This window comes from Acinetobacter sp. YH18001 (assembly GCF_013416975.1).
Taxonomy (GTDB): domain Bacteria; phylum Pseudomonadota; class Gammaproteobacteria; order Pseudomonadales; family Moraxellaceae; genus Acinetobacter; species Acinetobacter pseudolwoffii.
This window is the reverse complement of record NZ_VPEU01000035.1, coordinates 12,193-27,795: the sequence shown is the minus strand read 5'-3', so window position 1 is coordinate 27,795 and position 15,603 is coordinate 12,193. Positions and strand designations below refer to the sequence as shown.

At 47.2% G+C, this 15,603-nt stretch carries 10 protein-coding genes and 1 pseudogene; 3 read left to right on the top strand and 8 right to left on the bottom strand.

Annotated features, from left to right (window positions below; all coding sequences use genetic code 11):
• Nucleotides 1-87: 87 nt before the first annotated feature.
• The 5 genes and pseudogenes from FTV48_RS15210 to FTV48_RS10960 all read right to left on the bottom strand — a co-directional run.
• Nucleotides 88-213, bottom strand: a pseudogene (locus tag FTV48_RS15210) (cold-shock protein); the annotation flags it as partial.
• Nucleotides 214-839: 626 nt separating this feature from the next.
• Nucleotides 840-1,958, bottom strand: a complete 1,119-nt coding sequence (gene dnaJ, locus FTV48_RS10975) for a molecular chaperone DnaJ (protein WP_005104999.1) — start codon at nucleotides 1,956-1,958, stop codon at nucleotides 840-842.
• A gap of 104 nt (nucleotides 1,959-2,062) precedes the next feature.
• A complete protein-coding gene (locus tag FTV48_RS10970; RefSeq protein ID WP_005245471.1) occupies nucleotides 2,063-2,440 on the bottom strand; it encodes a hypothetical protein in 378 nt (125 codons plus the stop codon).
• 131 nt (nucleotides 2,441-2,571) lie between these two features.
• A complete protein-coding gene (locus tag FTV48_RS10965; protein WP_180000303.1) occupies nucleotides 2,572-5,709 on the bottom strand; it encodes an efflux RND transporter permease subunit in 3,138 nt (1,045 codons plus the stop codon).
• A 2-nt stretch (nucleotides 5,710-5,711) separates the two neighbouring features.
• The gene (locus tag FTV48_RS10960; protein WP_180000302.1) at nucleotides 5,712-6,815 is read right to left on the bottom strand and encodes an efflux RND transporter periplasmic adaptor subunit; all 1,104 of its coding nucleotides are present in this window, start codon (nucleotides 6,813-6,815) and stop codon (nucleotides 5,712-5,714) included.
• A gap of 148 nt (nucleotides 6,816-6,963) precedes the next feature.
• On the opposite strand from FTV48_RS10960, the gene FTV48_RS10955 reads away from it, so the two are divergent.
• The 3 genes from FTV48_RS10955 to FTV48_RS10945 all read left to right on the top strand — a co-directional run bounded on the left by FTV48_RS10955 (nucleotide 6,964) and on the right by FTV48_RS10945 (nucleotide 12,014).
• Complete coding sequence (locus tag FTV48_RS10955) at nucleotides 6,964-7,587, top strand: TetR/AcrR family transcriptional regulator (RefSeq protein WP_100535506.1); 624 nt, start codon at nucleotides 6,964-6,966, stop codon at nucleotides 7,585-7,587.
• Between the two features lie 150 nt (nucleotides 7,588-7,737).
• The gene (gene ppc, locus FTV48_RS10950; protein ID WP_005173594.1) at nucleotides 7,738-10,422 is read left to right on the top strand and encodes a phosphoenolpyruvate carboxylase; all 2,685 of its coding nucleotides are present in this window, start codon (nucleotides 7,738-7,740) and stop codon (nucleotides 10,420-10,422) included.
• A 296-nt stretch (nucleotides 10,423-10,718) separates the two neighbouring features.
• Complete coding sequence (locus tag FTV48_RS10945; protein ID WP_180000301.1) at nucleotides 10,719-12,014, top strand: solute carrier family 23 protein; 1,296 nt, start codon at nucleotides 10,719-10,721, stop codon at nucleotides 12,012-12,014.
• 120 nt (nucleotides 12,015-12,134) lie between these two features.
• Here the strand turns inward: FTV48_RS10945 and FTV48_RS10940 are convergent, their stop codons facing one another.
• From FTV48_RS10940 to ilvD, 3 genes are all read right to left on the bottom strand, one after another.
• Nucleotides 12,135-12,422 carry a chorismate mutase gene (locus FTV48_RS10940; RefSeq protein WP_180000300.1) on the bottom strand — a complete coding sequence of 96 codons (288 nt, stop codon included), beginning with the start codon at nucleotides 12,420-12,422 and terminating at the stop codon, nucleotides 12,135-12,137.
• Complete coding sequence (locus tag FTV48_RS10935) at nucleotides 12,403-13,725, bottom strand: hypothetical protein (RefSeq protein WP_180000304.1); 1,323 nt, start codon at nucleotides 13,723-13,725, stop codon at nucleotides 12,403-12,405. The genes FTV48_RS10940 and FTV48_RS10935 overlap by 20 nt, the downstream gene beginning before the upstream one ends.
• A 150-nt stretch (nucleotides 13,726-13,875) precedes the next feature.
• Nucleotides 13,876-15,561 carry a dihydroxy-acid dehydratase gene (gene ilvD / locus FTV48_RS10930; protein ID WP_180000299.1) on the bottom strand — a complete coding sequence of 562 codons (1,686 nt, stop codon included), beginning with the start codon at nucleotides 15,559-15,561 and terminating at the stop codon, nucleotides 13,876-13,878.
• Nucleotides 15,562-15,603 lie beyond the last annotated feature (42 nt).

Genomic DNA, 15,603 nt, shown 5'->3' with positions numbered 1-15,603 from the left:
TAATGGAAAGTTTAAGGCAGACCATATTGTCCGGCTGGATATTAAATCAAAATTGGTTATTAAGCAGAATAATGATTTATATGAAGATCCTGAACTGGCGATTTCGCTGAAATGAGCAAAAACATCTGGACCTGATTCTTGTTGAATAAAACCAAAACCTTTAGTTTCGTTGAACCACTTTACAGTACCTTTAACAACATTTGAGTTTGACATAATATATCCTACTAATTTTTTAATAATTTTTAGTCAATTTATTGACTGAATATAACTTTGAAATAATAAAGAATGAGACTTCAAATCTGAAAAAAACGAAGGATTATGACTAAAACTGCGATACTTAAAGAAGATTTACCGAAACAAGACTTTTTTCTAGTTAAGTTAACTATACACGAAAAATTTAATTAATCAAGTTTTCTTATATATATATTTATTTTATTTATTAAAAAATGAAATTTTAAAAATTTATAGTGATTTCAATAAGATTAAGCTTTTATTGTCATGATAACAAAATAAGAGTAATCTGCTGTACTGGTAAATTTGATAAGTAATGAATGCGATTATATAGCTCTGTAATAACAATATTGGCCTTTTTAATTTCGGGAATGATGCTTTTTTCTCACTTACAAAATATCTATCTCCCTCCAAATTTGGACTCATACTTTCTATTTAGATAGTCAAATATAAAAACAGAAACCGCTTTTTAGGCGGTTTTTATGTTTAAGCGATACCTATCAAACAATAAGATAGCTATCAACTAATAAATAGCATCTTCTAATCTAGAGTATCTTATCTACATAATAAAAAAGGACGCCGCAGCGTCCTTCTTTATTTTCATTCGATCAATCAAACAAACGATCAAAGAATGATTTTTTCTTTGGTGATGATTTACTGTCTTCACCATCCATAGTTTCTTGCAGCTCTTTCAACAGTTCACGTTGACGTGCACTTAAATTAACTGGTGTTTCCACTACAATACGGCACAGCAAATCACCTTGCATGCTGGTACGTACCGGTTTAACACCTTTTCCACGTAAGCGGAACAGTTTACCCGTTTGCGTTCCTTCAGGAATTTTCAGGCTTACGCGACCGTCTAGAGTCGGAATCTGAACTTCCTTACCTAAGGCTGCATCGGCGATTGAAACCGGCACATCCATATACAGGTCAGCACCATCACGCTGGAAGATTTCATGCTCACGCACCACCACTTCGACGTACAAATCACCTGACTGACCATCACGAATCGCTTCACCCTTACCGGTCAAGCGAACGCGGTCGCCATTGTCCACACCCGCAGGAATAGTGACTTCCAGAGTTTGCTGACGATCCGACACACCCGAACCATGACATTTATTACATGGGTTCTTGATGATTTTGCCCTGACCACGACAGGTGCTACAGGTTTGCTGTACCGAGAAGAAACCTTGCTGCATGCGCACTTGACCGGCACCATGACAGGTACGGCAGGTTTCTACATCATTTGGATTTTTTGAACCCTTACCATCACAGGCATCACACGGTGCCGGTGCAGTAAAGGTAATGGTTTTCTTGACGCCTTTGACCGCTTCTTCCAGGGTCAGTTCCATTACATAGCGTAAGTCAGAACCACGGCGTGCGCGTTGCTGGCCACGACCACCGCCGCCACCAAAAGCACCACCGAAAATATCACCGAACTGGCTGAAAATGTCTTCTGCGCTGAAACCACCGCCGAAGCCGCCACCGCCGCCCATACCACCTTCAAAGGCCTGATGGCCCATACGGTCGTACATGCTGCGCTTTTCACCATCAGAGAGCACTTCATAGGCCTCTGCTGCTTCTTTGAATTTCTCTTCAGCTTCAGCATTGTCCGGGTTACGGTCTGGATGATATTTCATCGCCAACTTACGGTAGGCTTTTTTGATTTCATCATCACTAGCGGTTTTAGCGACGCCCAAAACCTCATAATAATCACGTTTAGCCATGTCTGGCGATGCTCCTCACGGAATTTTGTTTAATATTCAACTGAGGTCTGAAATTGGGGTCAAACCGAGTTTTACAAGGGGAAATATGAAAAAAATTATACGCTTTAGAACACAGCTTTGTTTTGAGAGAATTTATGGATGCCTTTAAACCAGGCATTGATCAGGAAAATAAAGGCAATAAAGCTGAAAATTACCCCGGTCACTACACAGGCTTTAACCCAGAGCTGGCTGTCCCAGGCAAAGAAAAACAGGGGAATAAACCACAGCGCAGCGAAGATCGCCAAAATGGTATAAATCACGATATTACGCATGATCCACAGTGCCTGCGCTTGTAACCAGACCTCGGCATAATCAACCTGGGTGACTTTACGTGCGAACCAGTAGGCCAATAGTCCACTAAACAGGGTAAATAAGGCCAAAAACATGAAGACATAAGCCATCGCTACGGAACGTCGCATCTTGGTTAATGTATCTTGAGTCATGTTTGGTTCAACCTCGTTACCGTATTGGCAGCTCGGCCAATGCAGCAATTACTTATTTTTTTAAATTATAAAAATCTCAGGTGCTACTATATTGAAAATTTCCAAATTTCGCACCTGAAATTATGACAAATTTAAACAGAATTTAAACTTTTTTTCACTTTAAACCACTGTGCATATAGTGCAGGCAGGAAAAATAGGGTCAATAATGTTGCCACAATCAAACCACCCATAATCGCTACCGCCATTGGCCCGAAAAAAATACTACGGGACAAGGGAATCATCGCCAGAACCGCAGCCAGTGCGGTTAATACAATCGGACGACAACGACGTACTGTGGCATTGATGATGGCATCCCACTGCGACTCTCCTGCCTGAATATCCTGCTCAATCTGGTCAATCAGAATCAGCGAGTTGCGCATGATCATTCCGGATAAAGCAATCGTCCCGAGCATCGCAACAAAACCGAAAGGTTTATTGAAAATTAACAGGAATAACACCACTCCGATAATGCCCAAAGGCGCGGTCAGGAACACAATAAAGGCCCGTGAGATGCTCTTGAGCTGAATCATCAGCAAGGTCATCACTACCGCAAGGAATAAAGGCATGCCAGCATTAACCGAGTTCTGCCCACGAGCCGATTCTTCCACCGTCCCGCCCACTTGCAGCAGATAGCCATTCGGCAGCTCTGCCCGGATTTTTTCCAATGGCTCTTTGAGTTCATTGACCACAGTAGCGGGCTGCAGTTTGCTACGAATGTCGGCACGCACGGTAATGGTCGGCAAGCGGTTACGATGCCAGATCAGACCTTCTTCAAAGCTGTATTCAATTTTGGCAAGCTGCGCTAAAGGTACCGATGTACCGGTTGCGGTCGGAACAGCCAGACTGGCTAAAGATGCTACCTCCACCCGTTCAGCCTGAGCACCACGTAAACGGATTTCAATCAGTTCACGTTTTTCCCGATACTGATCAATGCCGGCCCCTAAAATCGAGCTATTGAGTACATTGGCCAGTTCACTGCTGCTCACCCCAAGCTGACGGACACGATCCTGATCGATCTCCAGTTTGATGACTTTGCTCGGCTCCCCCCAGTCCAGATGTACATTGGTGGTATTCGGATTATCGCCCACGGTTGCGGCGACTTTCTGCGCCCATTCACGAACCAGTCCCAGATCTTCACCAGAGACCCGGAACTGCAATGGATAACCGACTGGTGGGCCATTTTCCAGCAGGGACACCCGGGTACGGACTTCCGGTAATAACAGCCGAATCTGGTCACTCAAGGATTGACGGATTTCGTTACGATCTTCCAAAGAGGATGCCAGCACCACAAACTGGGCAAAACTGGTTTGCGGCAGCTGCTGATCCAGCGGTAAATAGAAACGCGGAGAACCAATTCCGACATAGGCCACATAGTTATCAATGCCCTGCTGTTTCGACAAAAAGGCTTCAACTTTTTTCACCGCAGCTTCGGTGGCTTTCAGAGAGGCGCCTTCTTCGAGTTTGAGATCCACCAGAATTTCAGCCCGATTCGAGGGCGGGAAAAATTGCTGTGGCACCAGCTTAAACATTAAAATGGAGAGAATAAAAATTCCTACCGTTGCTGTAATCACGGTCTTACGATAGGTCACACAGGTATTTACCCAACGGCGAAAACCTTGATAAAACCGGGTTTGATAAGGGTCATGCTGTTCGCCGGCATGATGTACGACCGGCTGAGGTTCGGGCTGCTTGCGCAAACGCGCCCAAAGGCGCTGATACCACGGCGCTTTTTGTATCAAGTCTTTGTTGAAATTGAGCAGCAGTTTATCGCCCAGATAAGGCACAAATAACACCGCGGCAATCCAGGACATCAACAGTGCAATCGTGACCACCTGAAAAATAGAACGGGTATATTCACCGGTACTCGATGCTGCTGTGGCAATCGGTAAAAATCCGGCGGCGGTAATCAGGGTGCCGGTCAGCATTGGAAAGGCGGTGGTTTTCCAGGTAAAGCCTGCCGCTTCAAGCCGGCTATAGCCCTGCTCCATTTTAATCGCCATCATTTCAATGGCAATAATGGCATCATCGACCAGAAGACCAAGTGCCAGAATCAGGGCACCCAAGGAAATTTTATGCAGGCCGACATCAAATAAATGCATGCCGGCAAAGGTCATGGCCAATACTAGCGGAATCGAAAAGGCCACCACCAGTCCGGTACGAAAACCCAGCGAGAAGAAACTGACCAGCAGCACAATAATTACTGCCTCTGCCAGCACTTTCATAAATTCGTTAATGCTGCGTTTGACTGCCACTGGCTGATCGGAGACTTTTTGCAGCTCCATGCCAAGGGGCAAGGTTTTTTGCAGACGGGCAAATTCCTGTTCCAGATGTTTGCCCAGTGCCAGAATATCGCCGCCTTTGCGCATGGACACGGCAATACCAATGCCATTTTCAGCCATAAAACGCATCCGGGGTTGGGCCGGATCACTAAAGCCGCGATAGATCTCAGCGACATCTCCCAGCTGAATGGTTTTGCCATTTATCAAAAGTGGCAGTTGCTCTAATTCTTCAATACTGTTTAAGGCACCGCTGACCCGAACCTGAATCCGGTCTGAGCCGGTTTCAAAAAAACCGGCATGGGTCATGGCATTTTGTTGCTGCAAAGCCTGCTGAATGGCGCTGACTGGAACTCCGAGCTGGATGGCTTTGGTGTTGGAAATCTCAATCCAGATTTTCTGGTCTTGCAGGCCGATTAAATCGACTTTGGCGACATCTTTGACCCGTTGCAGTTGTAACTGCAAACGGTCGGCGTATTCCTTGAGGGTCGCATAATCGAAGTCTTTGCCTTTGAGCACATAGATATTGCCAAAGGTATCGCCGAATTCATCATTAAAGAATGGGCCTTGTACTCCTTGCGGCAATTCATGCCGGATATCGCTGACTTTCTTGCGGACGTTATACCAGACATCGGCCACATCTTTCGAAGCCAGAGAATCCTTGGCAATAAAGGTCACCATGGATTCACCCGGACGCGAATAGGCCATGATGCGGTCATATTGCCCCGTGGTCATCAGTTCCTTTTCAATCCGATCCGTGACCTGTAGGGACACTTCTTTGGCACTGGCACCCGGCCAGTAGGTCTGGATCACCATGACTTTAAAGGTAAACGGCGGATCTTCACTTTGCGACAGCTGGGAATAGGACACGATGCCAATCAGCCCGAGCAGGATCATAAAATACAGTACTAGGCCCTTATTCTTTAAAGCCCATTCCGACAGGTTAAAGTTCATATTTAACTCCCTGCCTGAACGGTCACAGGACGGTTTTCACGATTAATCGGATTGATTTTTTGCTGGTCACGCAGCAAATGTACGCCGCCAATCACCACATAATCTTCCGCTTTCAGGCCACTGAGTACCGGTACGCTATCGCGACCATAAGCCCCTAAAGTCACCGGGACTTTGTGTACAGTATGATCCGGCTTGACCAGCATCACATAGGCTTGTTGATCTGTGGCTGAGACACTGGACAGCGGTACACTGAGCCTATTGTCCCGGCTGTGCTGGAAAAACACCCGGGCACTTTGTCCGAGCTGGATCTGAGCATTGCCTTCGCGCAGTAAGACTTTGACCCGGAAGGTACGGGACTGATCCGCAGCTGGTGATATTTCACGGACAAAGGCACTAAATTTTTCTTCAGGTTTGGACCATAAAGTCACCGTGGCAGGCTGTCCGACCTTGACCTCTGAAATGGCCTGTTCCGGCACGCCAATCACCACTTCACGCTCACCGGAAATGGCTAACTCATATGCCGCCTGCCCTGCGGCGACCACCTGACCCGTTTCGATATTGCGTGCCGTGATCACGCCATTTTTAGTGGCAATCAGCTGGTTATAAGTGGTCTGGTTTTTGGCAGTATCATAATTGGATTGCGCCTGTTTCAGACTCGACTGTGCAGCTTTATATTGATTATCGATGGCATCATATTGCGAGCGACTCACGGCATTGACCGGTAACAGCTGCTTGAAACGCTGTAGTTCATCCTGAGCAATTTTACTGGCAGACTGCGCGTTTTCCAGCTGGGCACGTGCCGCATTCAGCTGCAACTGGGCATCTTTTACATCCAGTGTGGCCAGCACCTGTCCGACTTTGACTTGGTCCCCGACATCAACGAAGCGCTGGGTCACCTGTCCCGCTACCCGAAAGGCCAGTGCTGTTTGCTGACGCGCCTGCACATCGCCGGCATAACTTTTCAGTTCATACTGTGAAGTGCTCGGTGTGGTCACCATGACAAAGGGAACTTCCTGTTCTGCGGCGATTGTATCTTTACTGCACCCATTTAAGGTCACACTGCAAAGCATCATCATGCCAGCCAACACGCTGTAAATCCTGCTCATCTTATTCGCTCTTATCTGATCATCTTTTTTTGGGCAAACTATGCTGATATATTGAATTGCTTGTTTTTTAATTAATATACCACCCGGTACACTAATTACAACAGAACCCTCAAAGCAATGACCAAGTTGACTTTTTTTGGAAGAAATTGTGCAAATACCTGTAGGACGACCGAAAGATCTGGAGAAGCGCCAACGCATCCTGAGCGCGGCCAAAGCGCTATTTTTAGCGCATGGTTATCATGCCTCCAGCATGAACCAGATTGCCCGTGAAGCCGGGGTGAGCAAACTGACGGTGTATAACCATTTCCAGGACAAGGCGACGCTGTTCAGCTGTGCCATTGAAGATACCTGTGAAGCCATTCTGCATGAGCATCCGCAGGTCTTGCAGCCAAGCAGTGACTTTGCTCAGGAATTTTATCGGGCCTGTTTACGCGCTTTGAATATTATTAGCCTGCCTGAAGCCATCAAACTGGATCTATTACTCATGGAGCTGGCCTCGCAGCAAAGCCCGCTGGCAGAGCAGTTTTATCAGGCCTCGCATGCCAAACTGGAGGCGGTCTGGCATGATTTCTTTGCGCTGGCGCAGCACTACCAGTTTATTCAGGTCGATCGACCCGAGAAACAGACCGAACTGATCGTGTCCCTATTGACCGGAACACGTCATCAAAAAATCCTGCTCGGACTTACAGCTCCGCCCTCCAGTACAGAACAGCAGCAGATCATTAATCAGGCGATTGAATTGTTTATGCTGAAATATGCCATTGCTGATTAAATCCCTTCTGATCGCTTGAGTGCTGGCGACAGGATACTGGCTAAAATTTGCTAAAAAATCCGCAAAATATCTGCAACTTTTGTCTGTAAAGGACTTGGATTGTCCTACAGTCGCGGTATAGTCAAAGCAAGCATTTAAGGGAATATAAAAATGATTCAACAAATTGATGCACCACTACGCGAAGACGTACGCTTACTGGGTAATTTGCTGGGGGAAACCTTAAAATTACATGCGGGGCAGGATTTGTTTAATCAGATTGAGCAGATTCGTGCTTTATCTAAAGGCGCACGTGATGGACAGGTCGAAGCAGAAAAACAGCTAGAACAATTATTTTTGAGCCTGGAAGATGCGGAAATCCTGCCTCTAACCCGTGCCTTTACCCATTTTTTGAACTTTGCCAATATTGCCGAACAATATCATGTGGTGCGTCGTCGCCGTCAAAGCGAATTCGATGACACGGCAGAATCCCCTAATCCTCTGGTACCGTTATTTGAAAAATTTAAACAGCAGGAGATTTCTGCCGACACGCTATACCAGCAAATTTGTGAATTAAAAATTGAACTGGTACTGACCGCGCATCCGACAGAAGTCAGCCGCCGCACCCTGATCCAAAAATATGATGGTATCAATAATGCCCTGTCCAAATTCGACCAGCAGAAACTCACGCCGCGTGAACGTCAGGCGGTGTTGGCAGATCTGAAACAGCTGATTAGCTCGGCCTGGCAAACCGATGAAATTCGTCAGCATCGCCCGACCCCGATCGATGAAGCCAAATGGGGTTTTACGACCATTGAACAGACCTTGTGGAATGCGGTTCCGAAATTTATCCGGGAATTAAATGGCATGGTCGAACAACAATGCGGCCAGAACTTGCCCTTAGATATTGCACCGGTACGTTTTGCTTCCTGGATGGGTGGTGACCGCGATGGCAACCCGAATGTCACCCACAATGTGACGCAAGAAGTGTTGTGGCTGTCACGCTGGAAAGCTGCCGATCTGTATTTACGCGATATTGAGAACCTGCGCTGGGAACTCTCCATTCAGCAATGTAGTACGGAAATCTCCGAGGCATTGGGTCAGGATCATCCGGAACCCTATCGTGAATATTTACGTGATACCCGTAGCCGCCTGAAAGCGACCCGACACTGGCTGGCAGAAAAATTAAAGGGCAATGATGCCGATGATAGTTTAGTCATTAAAAGTAAAGATGAGCTATTACAGCCACTATTGACCTGCTATCGCTCATTAATGCACTGCAATCTGGCCGAAATTGCCAATGGTAGCCTGCTGGACTTTATTTACCGGGTCAACAGCTTTGGGATTGAGTTACTGAAACTGGATATTCGTCAGGAATCAGGTCGTCACCGTCAGGCAATCTCGGCGATTACTGAATATTTAGGGCTGGGAAATTTTGACACCTGGACCGAACAGGCACGTCAAAACTTTTTACTGCAAGAATTGCAAAGCAAACGTCCCTTGCTCCCAAAACATCTGAATGAACCAGCCGGCAGTCTGATTCAGCATCCGGATGTACAGGAAGTCTTTGCCACCATGCGCACCCTGGCAGAACAGCCAAGTGAGTCTCTGGGTGCCTATATTATTTCCATGGCGGAATATCCAAGTGATGTGCTGGCGGTATTGCTTCTACAAAAAGAAGCGGGTATCAAGCACGCCTTACGAGTGGTACCGCTGTTTGAAACCCTCAAAGATCTGGACGGTGCAGCCGAGACCATGTCGACCCTGTTCAATATGCATTGGTATAAACAGCATATTCAGGGCAAGCATGAAGTGATGATTGGCTATTCGGATTCAGCCAAGGACGCCGGTTTTATGTCGGCCAACTGGGCGCAGTACCGTGCCCAGGAAGAACTGACGACGATTGCCCAGCAACATGGCGTTCAGCTGACCCTGTTCCATGGCCGTGGCGGTTCGATCAGCCGTGGCGGTGCGCCAACCCAGCAAGCCTTGTTCTCACAGCCACCGGGGTCGATTTCAGGCACGATTCGGGTGACTGAACAGGGCGAAATGATCCGCTTTAAATTCGGACTGGAAGAGATTGCCCTGCAGAATCTGGAAATTTATACCGCTGCGACCTTAGAAGCGACCTTGCTCCCGCCACCCGAGCCGAAACAGGAATGGCGCGACTTGATGCATCAAATGACCGAACTCTCGGTTCAGGTCTATCGCCAGACCGTGCGTGAAAACCCGCATTTTGTCAAATACCTGCGCACTGTCACTCCGGAACTTGAACTGCAAATGCTACCGCTGGGTTCACGGCCGGCGAAACGTAAAGTCAGTGGCGGGATTGAGTCCTTGCGTGCGATTCCGTGGGTATTTGCCTGGACCCAGATTCGTCTGATGTTACCTGCCTGGCTGGGTACCGGTGCCGCGCTGAATAAAGTACTGGATCAGGGGCAACGGGCGGTACTCGATGAGATGCTGGCAGAGTGGCCATATTTTCAGACCCTGATTGATATGCTGGAAATGGTGCTGTCCAAAGCCGATGCACATGTGGCCTTGTACTATGAATCACATCTGACCCAAGATGAAGATCTCAAAGTACTCGGCACAGAGCTGCGCCAGCGTTTGCAGGATGCTGTACAGACCTTGCTGACGTTAAAGGGTGAATCCAAATTGTTGAGTAGCAACGGCGTACTGGATCAATCCATGAAAGTCCGTAAACCGTATTTGTTGCCACTACATTTGCTGCAAGCCGAGCTGATGAAACGTCGTCGTCTCTATCTGCAACAGCAGCAAGCTGAAAATACCCCAGTGGATCATGCCCTGATGGTCAGTATTGCCGGAATTGCTGCGGGTTTACGCAATACCGGTTAATCCAAACAAACCGTTTAAAAGCACATCTTCGCGATGTGCTTTTTTATTGAGCAGTCAATAGCCAAGAAATATTTTATTTTATATAGTAAATCAGATTTATTTATACATAGCCCTATTGATTATAAGAAATTAATCTACTGATTTCACTTTAGTTTTAACTCAAAATTCTTTTACCACCCGGTAAAATATTAAATAAAGTCATAGAATTAATTTGAACAAAAATTTTGTTTAAGTGATTAAATCTTCTAAAGAACAAGAGTATGATGTGCACAATTTATCTTTCGAGTGCTCATTTTATGTCCAGTTGGTTTCCCAAATGGCGCCCTTATGAGGGCAGCATCGATGCACGCCCAGTAGGTACCGCAGAGTATTTGCCACCCGCACAAACGGTCGTTTTGGGTGTACAACATGCTTTTGCCATGTTTGGTGCGACTGTACTGGCACCTTTTTTAATGGGCTTTGACCCTAACCTGGCCATTTTAATGTCAGGGATTTGTACCATCCTGTTCTTTCTGATTACCGGTGGCCGGGTTCCAAGTTATTTAGGTTCAAGCTTTGCCTTTATTGGTGTGGTCATCGCGGCAACCGGTTATGCCGGTGGTGGTGGACTCAACCCCAATATTGGCGTCGCAGCAGGCGGTATTATTGCCTGTGGTATCTTCTATGCCCTGATGGGTTTTCTGGTCATGGCGACCGGCACGCGCTGGATTGAAAAGCTGATGCCACCGGTGGTGACCGGTGCCGTAGTGATGATCATTGGTCTAAACCTGGCGCCGGTGACGGTAAAAAGCGTGATGGGCAACACCTTTAATATGTGGATGTCTCTGGTTACCGTCATGTGTATGGGCTCAATTGCCGTCTTTACCAAGGGTTTGCTACAACGCCTGCTATTATTGGTGGGGCTATTATTGGCCTATCTGATCTATTTCGTGCTCAGCAATGTCATGGGTTATGGTACTACGATCAATTTCCTGCCCATTCAGCAAGCCGCCTGGTTCGGGTTACCGACCTTCCACGCACCGACTTTTGAAGTCAATGCCATGTTGATCATTGCACCGATTGCGTTAATTTTGGTGGCTGAAAACCTGGGACATATCAAAGCGGTAGGCGCGATGACCGGAGAGAATCTGGATCCGCATATTGGGAAGGCCTTTGTTGCAGATGGTGTTGCAACCACTCTGGCAGGCGGTGTGGGTGCCCCGGGCATGACCACCTATGGTGAAAATATTGGGGTCATGGCCGTAACACGGGTTTATTCGACCATCATTTTTGCAGTGGCTGGTGTCTTTGCGATCTTCCTGGGTTTATCACCCAAGTTTGGGGCGGTGATTCATACCATTCCAACCGCGATTCTGACCGGTGCTTCGATTGTGGTCTTTGGTTTGATTACCATTGCCGGTGCCAAAATCTGGATTGAGAACAAGGTCGATTTTTCGCAGAACAAGAACCTGATGGTGGCTGCGGTGACCATTATTTTAGGTACCGGTGATTTTGCCCTGACTTTTGGTAGCTTCAATCTGGGTGGGATTGGTACGGCAACGTTTGCTGCACTGATCCTGAACTGGTTCTTTAGCCTGGCCGATAAAAAATAAAACTCGAAATAAAAGTATTGAGCAGCCGAATGGCTGCTTTTTTATCTTTGTATTTTTCAAATTTGCGATTAAAGAAATGAAAAGAAGCCCCGCAAGGCTTCTGTTAAAGCACGTCTCTGTTTAAGGACGAAACTCTTTCAATTCACGTTGAATAAAGTATTGGAACATTTCACGGTATAGATGTTCAATAAACTCCTGATCGACGCCCTGCTTTTGCGCCAGTGCTCTGACATGTTCTACAATCTGTTCCATACGTTCCGGTGACTGCAAATCGGTTTCGGTTTTTTTGAAACGGGTGGTTTGATCAACATAAAATTGACGCGCAGCGATCAGCTCAACTAAAGCCGTATCAATGGCATCGATCTGTTGACGTGCATGTTGTAATGATTCAGCTTTGATCTTTTCCATGTTTTTTCAGTTCACTTTCAGTTTGATTATTACTCTTATACTTTTCTTCTAACACATTACTGAAAATACTTTCAATCATCCAGACCCGATATAAGCTATTAAATGTATAACTTTGGTCATCTATCCGCAGTTCCAGTACCGGAAAGTTTGGCTGCGACTTCATTTCACAGAGCATATCATTGTCCTGCAACTTGGCCAGAATATCGTCCTGGGTCAGATCGATAATATTTAACTGCTGCTGCAAACGCTTGAAATGTGGGGCATAAGACAGGTCTTCACCACGGGTCCAGACAGCCTGCAAGATCTGGTACATCGCCTCAATCCGCTGCTCCTCGGGGCAGCTATAAAATAACTGTGCAATTGGCACGATTGCCTGCTCGGTCGGCCGGCAAAATGGGGTAAATTCTACTTCTGTCCGTTTGGATAAACGAGTAGCCAGACTCCAGTCAAACTCATCCCGGCCACGATAGGACAAGGGATAGACATTCAGCTGGATATTATAATAATCCGCCAGTTCTTCCTTGATATAGGCCAGCAAAAGCCAAGAGATCGGATCTTCCAGCGCAATATACAAGTCCAGTTCCGGATCCATCGACTGGATTTCGTTCAACTCTTCGGCATCACTGATCAGATGCTCACGCCATTCAATGTGATCAATCAGAAAAATTGGATTACCGGTCAGCAGTTTTTGCTGCTCCAGACGCCGGGTCAGACGCAACAGATCATCGACTGCCTGATACTGGCGTCCGCCTAAATTAAAATAGCTGGCCAGAATCGGGGTCTGATCAAAAATACGTTCAGGAAAATCCTGTGGCTGATGATGGCGACTGGCCATGGCATAAAGAGTTCGTAATTTTCCGGTCTGTTTTTGCCAGAGCATATGGAAAACATCTTCCAGCAAATACAGGAAATCTTGTCCACGCAGAGGTGTATGCCGCAAAATCAGTTCAGCCTGTTTTAAGGCCTCAGCGCTCGGTAATTCCGGCGTATCATGAAAACTGAAACGATGCTGTTTTGACAAGATTTTTGCATCATTAATCGTGTAGTGCTGCCATTCATCAAAAGACATCTGGTTCGGCGCTTCGGCATGCTCACTGGAAATGATCACTTTCAGCGGCTTGAGTTCTGGACTTAAAATTTCTTCGAGCTGGGGCAACTGTTGTACCGCCAGATAACTGTACACATCATCCAGTCTTAAATGGATACTCAGCCCATCTTGAATAGATAACACCGTTTGACGGGTCGGTTTTTGGTAAAACCAACTCGATCGGATTGGATCAAACCAACGGCGTAACAGGGACATGAGATCGGCCTCGACAAGAATGACGGTGCGCAGCTCAACCATAAGAAGCTGCGCAGAATAATCTATTTTTAAGATCGCAGAAGCCAAAGCCCTGCATGCTGTAAAAACTTATATCAAGTCATAAGCAAATGTTCAATGTTTAACAATGGATTAGAGGTCAAGATTCAGGTCAGTGACCGCCCCAGTTTCTGCCCCTGAAGTCAGTTTGGCGAATTTGGCCAGAGCGCCGTGGGTATAGTTCGGTTTTGGTTTGATCCAGACCGCTTGACGTGCTGCAATCTCCGGCTCATCCACATGCCAGGTCATTTCCCGGGTTTCCGCATTAATTGAAATCTGGTCGCCATTTTGTACCAGACCAATCGGGCCGCCATCATAAGCTTCGGGGGTGACATGACCAATCACAAAACCGTGACTGCCACCCGAGAAGCGTCCATCGGTAATCAGAGCAACTGAAGCGCCTAAGCCCTTCCCGATAATCGCAGAGGTCGGTTTCAGCATTTCCGGCATGCCCGGGCCACCTTTAGGACCAACGCCACGAATCACCACCACTTCACCCGGCTGGACTTCGCCATCCAGAATACCGCGCATGGCACCCTGCTCACCTTCAAACACGCGAGCCGGGCCAGCAAAATGCAGTCCTTCCTTACCGGTAATTTTGGCGACCGCGCCCTTTGGTGACAGATTGCCTTTTAGAATCACCAGATGCGAGTCTTTTTTCACTGGCGCATCAAAAGGCAGAATAATCTGCTGGCCTTCCGGATAGTCCTGCACATCGGCCAGGTTTTCTGCCAGCGTCTTACCTGTCACGGTCAGACATGAGCCATCCAGCATGCCGGCATCCAGCATGCGCTTCATCAGTGGTTGAATGCCGCCAATCGCAATCAGTTCTGACATCAGATATTTACCTGATGGACGCACGTCGGCCACCACCGGAATATCTTTACCAATCCGCACGAAATCATCCAGACTCAATTCCACTCCTGCGGTATGTGCCATGGCTAAAAGATGCAGTACACCATTGGTCGAACCACCCAGCGCAATCAAGACTTTAATCGAGTTTTCAAAGGCGGCTTTGGTCATGATGTCGCGCGGCTTAATATCCAGTCGCAACAGGTTCATCACCGCTTCACCGGCCCGGGCACAGTCAATTTGCTTGTCTTCCGATACCGCTTCCTGTGCCGAAGAGCCCGGCAGGCTCATGCCTAAAGCTTCAATCGCAGAGGCCATCGAGTTGGCCGTGTACATACCGCCACACGAACCCGGACCTGGCAAGGAAACCTCTTCAATATGCTTGACCTGAATCGCATTGATTTCACCTTTGGCATATTGACCCACCGCTTCAAACACCGAAATCATGTCGGTATGACCTTCACCCGGTTTGATGGTTCCACCATAAATAAACAGCCCCGGACGGTTGAGGCGCGCCAATCCCATGATGCAACCGGGCATGTTTTTGTCACAGCCACCAATGGCAATCACACCATCATAAGCCTGACAGCCGACCACGGTTTCAATCGAATCTGCGATCACTTCCCGTGACAGCAGGGAATATTTCATGCCTTCGGTGCCATTGGAAATGCCATCTGAAATGGTAATGGTATTAAAGATAATGCCCTTGCCACCTGCCGCACTCACGCCCTGTTCGACGGTTCTGGCCAGACCATCAATATGCATATTACAAGGCGTGACATTGGCCCAAGTCGAGGCAATGCCGATAAATGGCCGGTTAAAATCGGCATCCTGAAAACCGGTAGCACGCATCATGGAACGCGCCGGTGCATTTTCGATGCCTTCGTAAACGGGGGCTGAATGCTCACGAATATTATCTTTACTCATTATTTTATTCCTTGGCGATGACCAATTTTAAACATGGGTCTT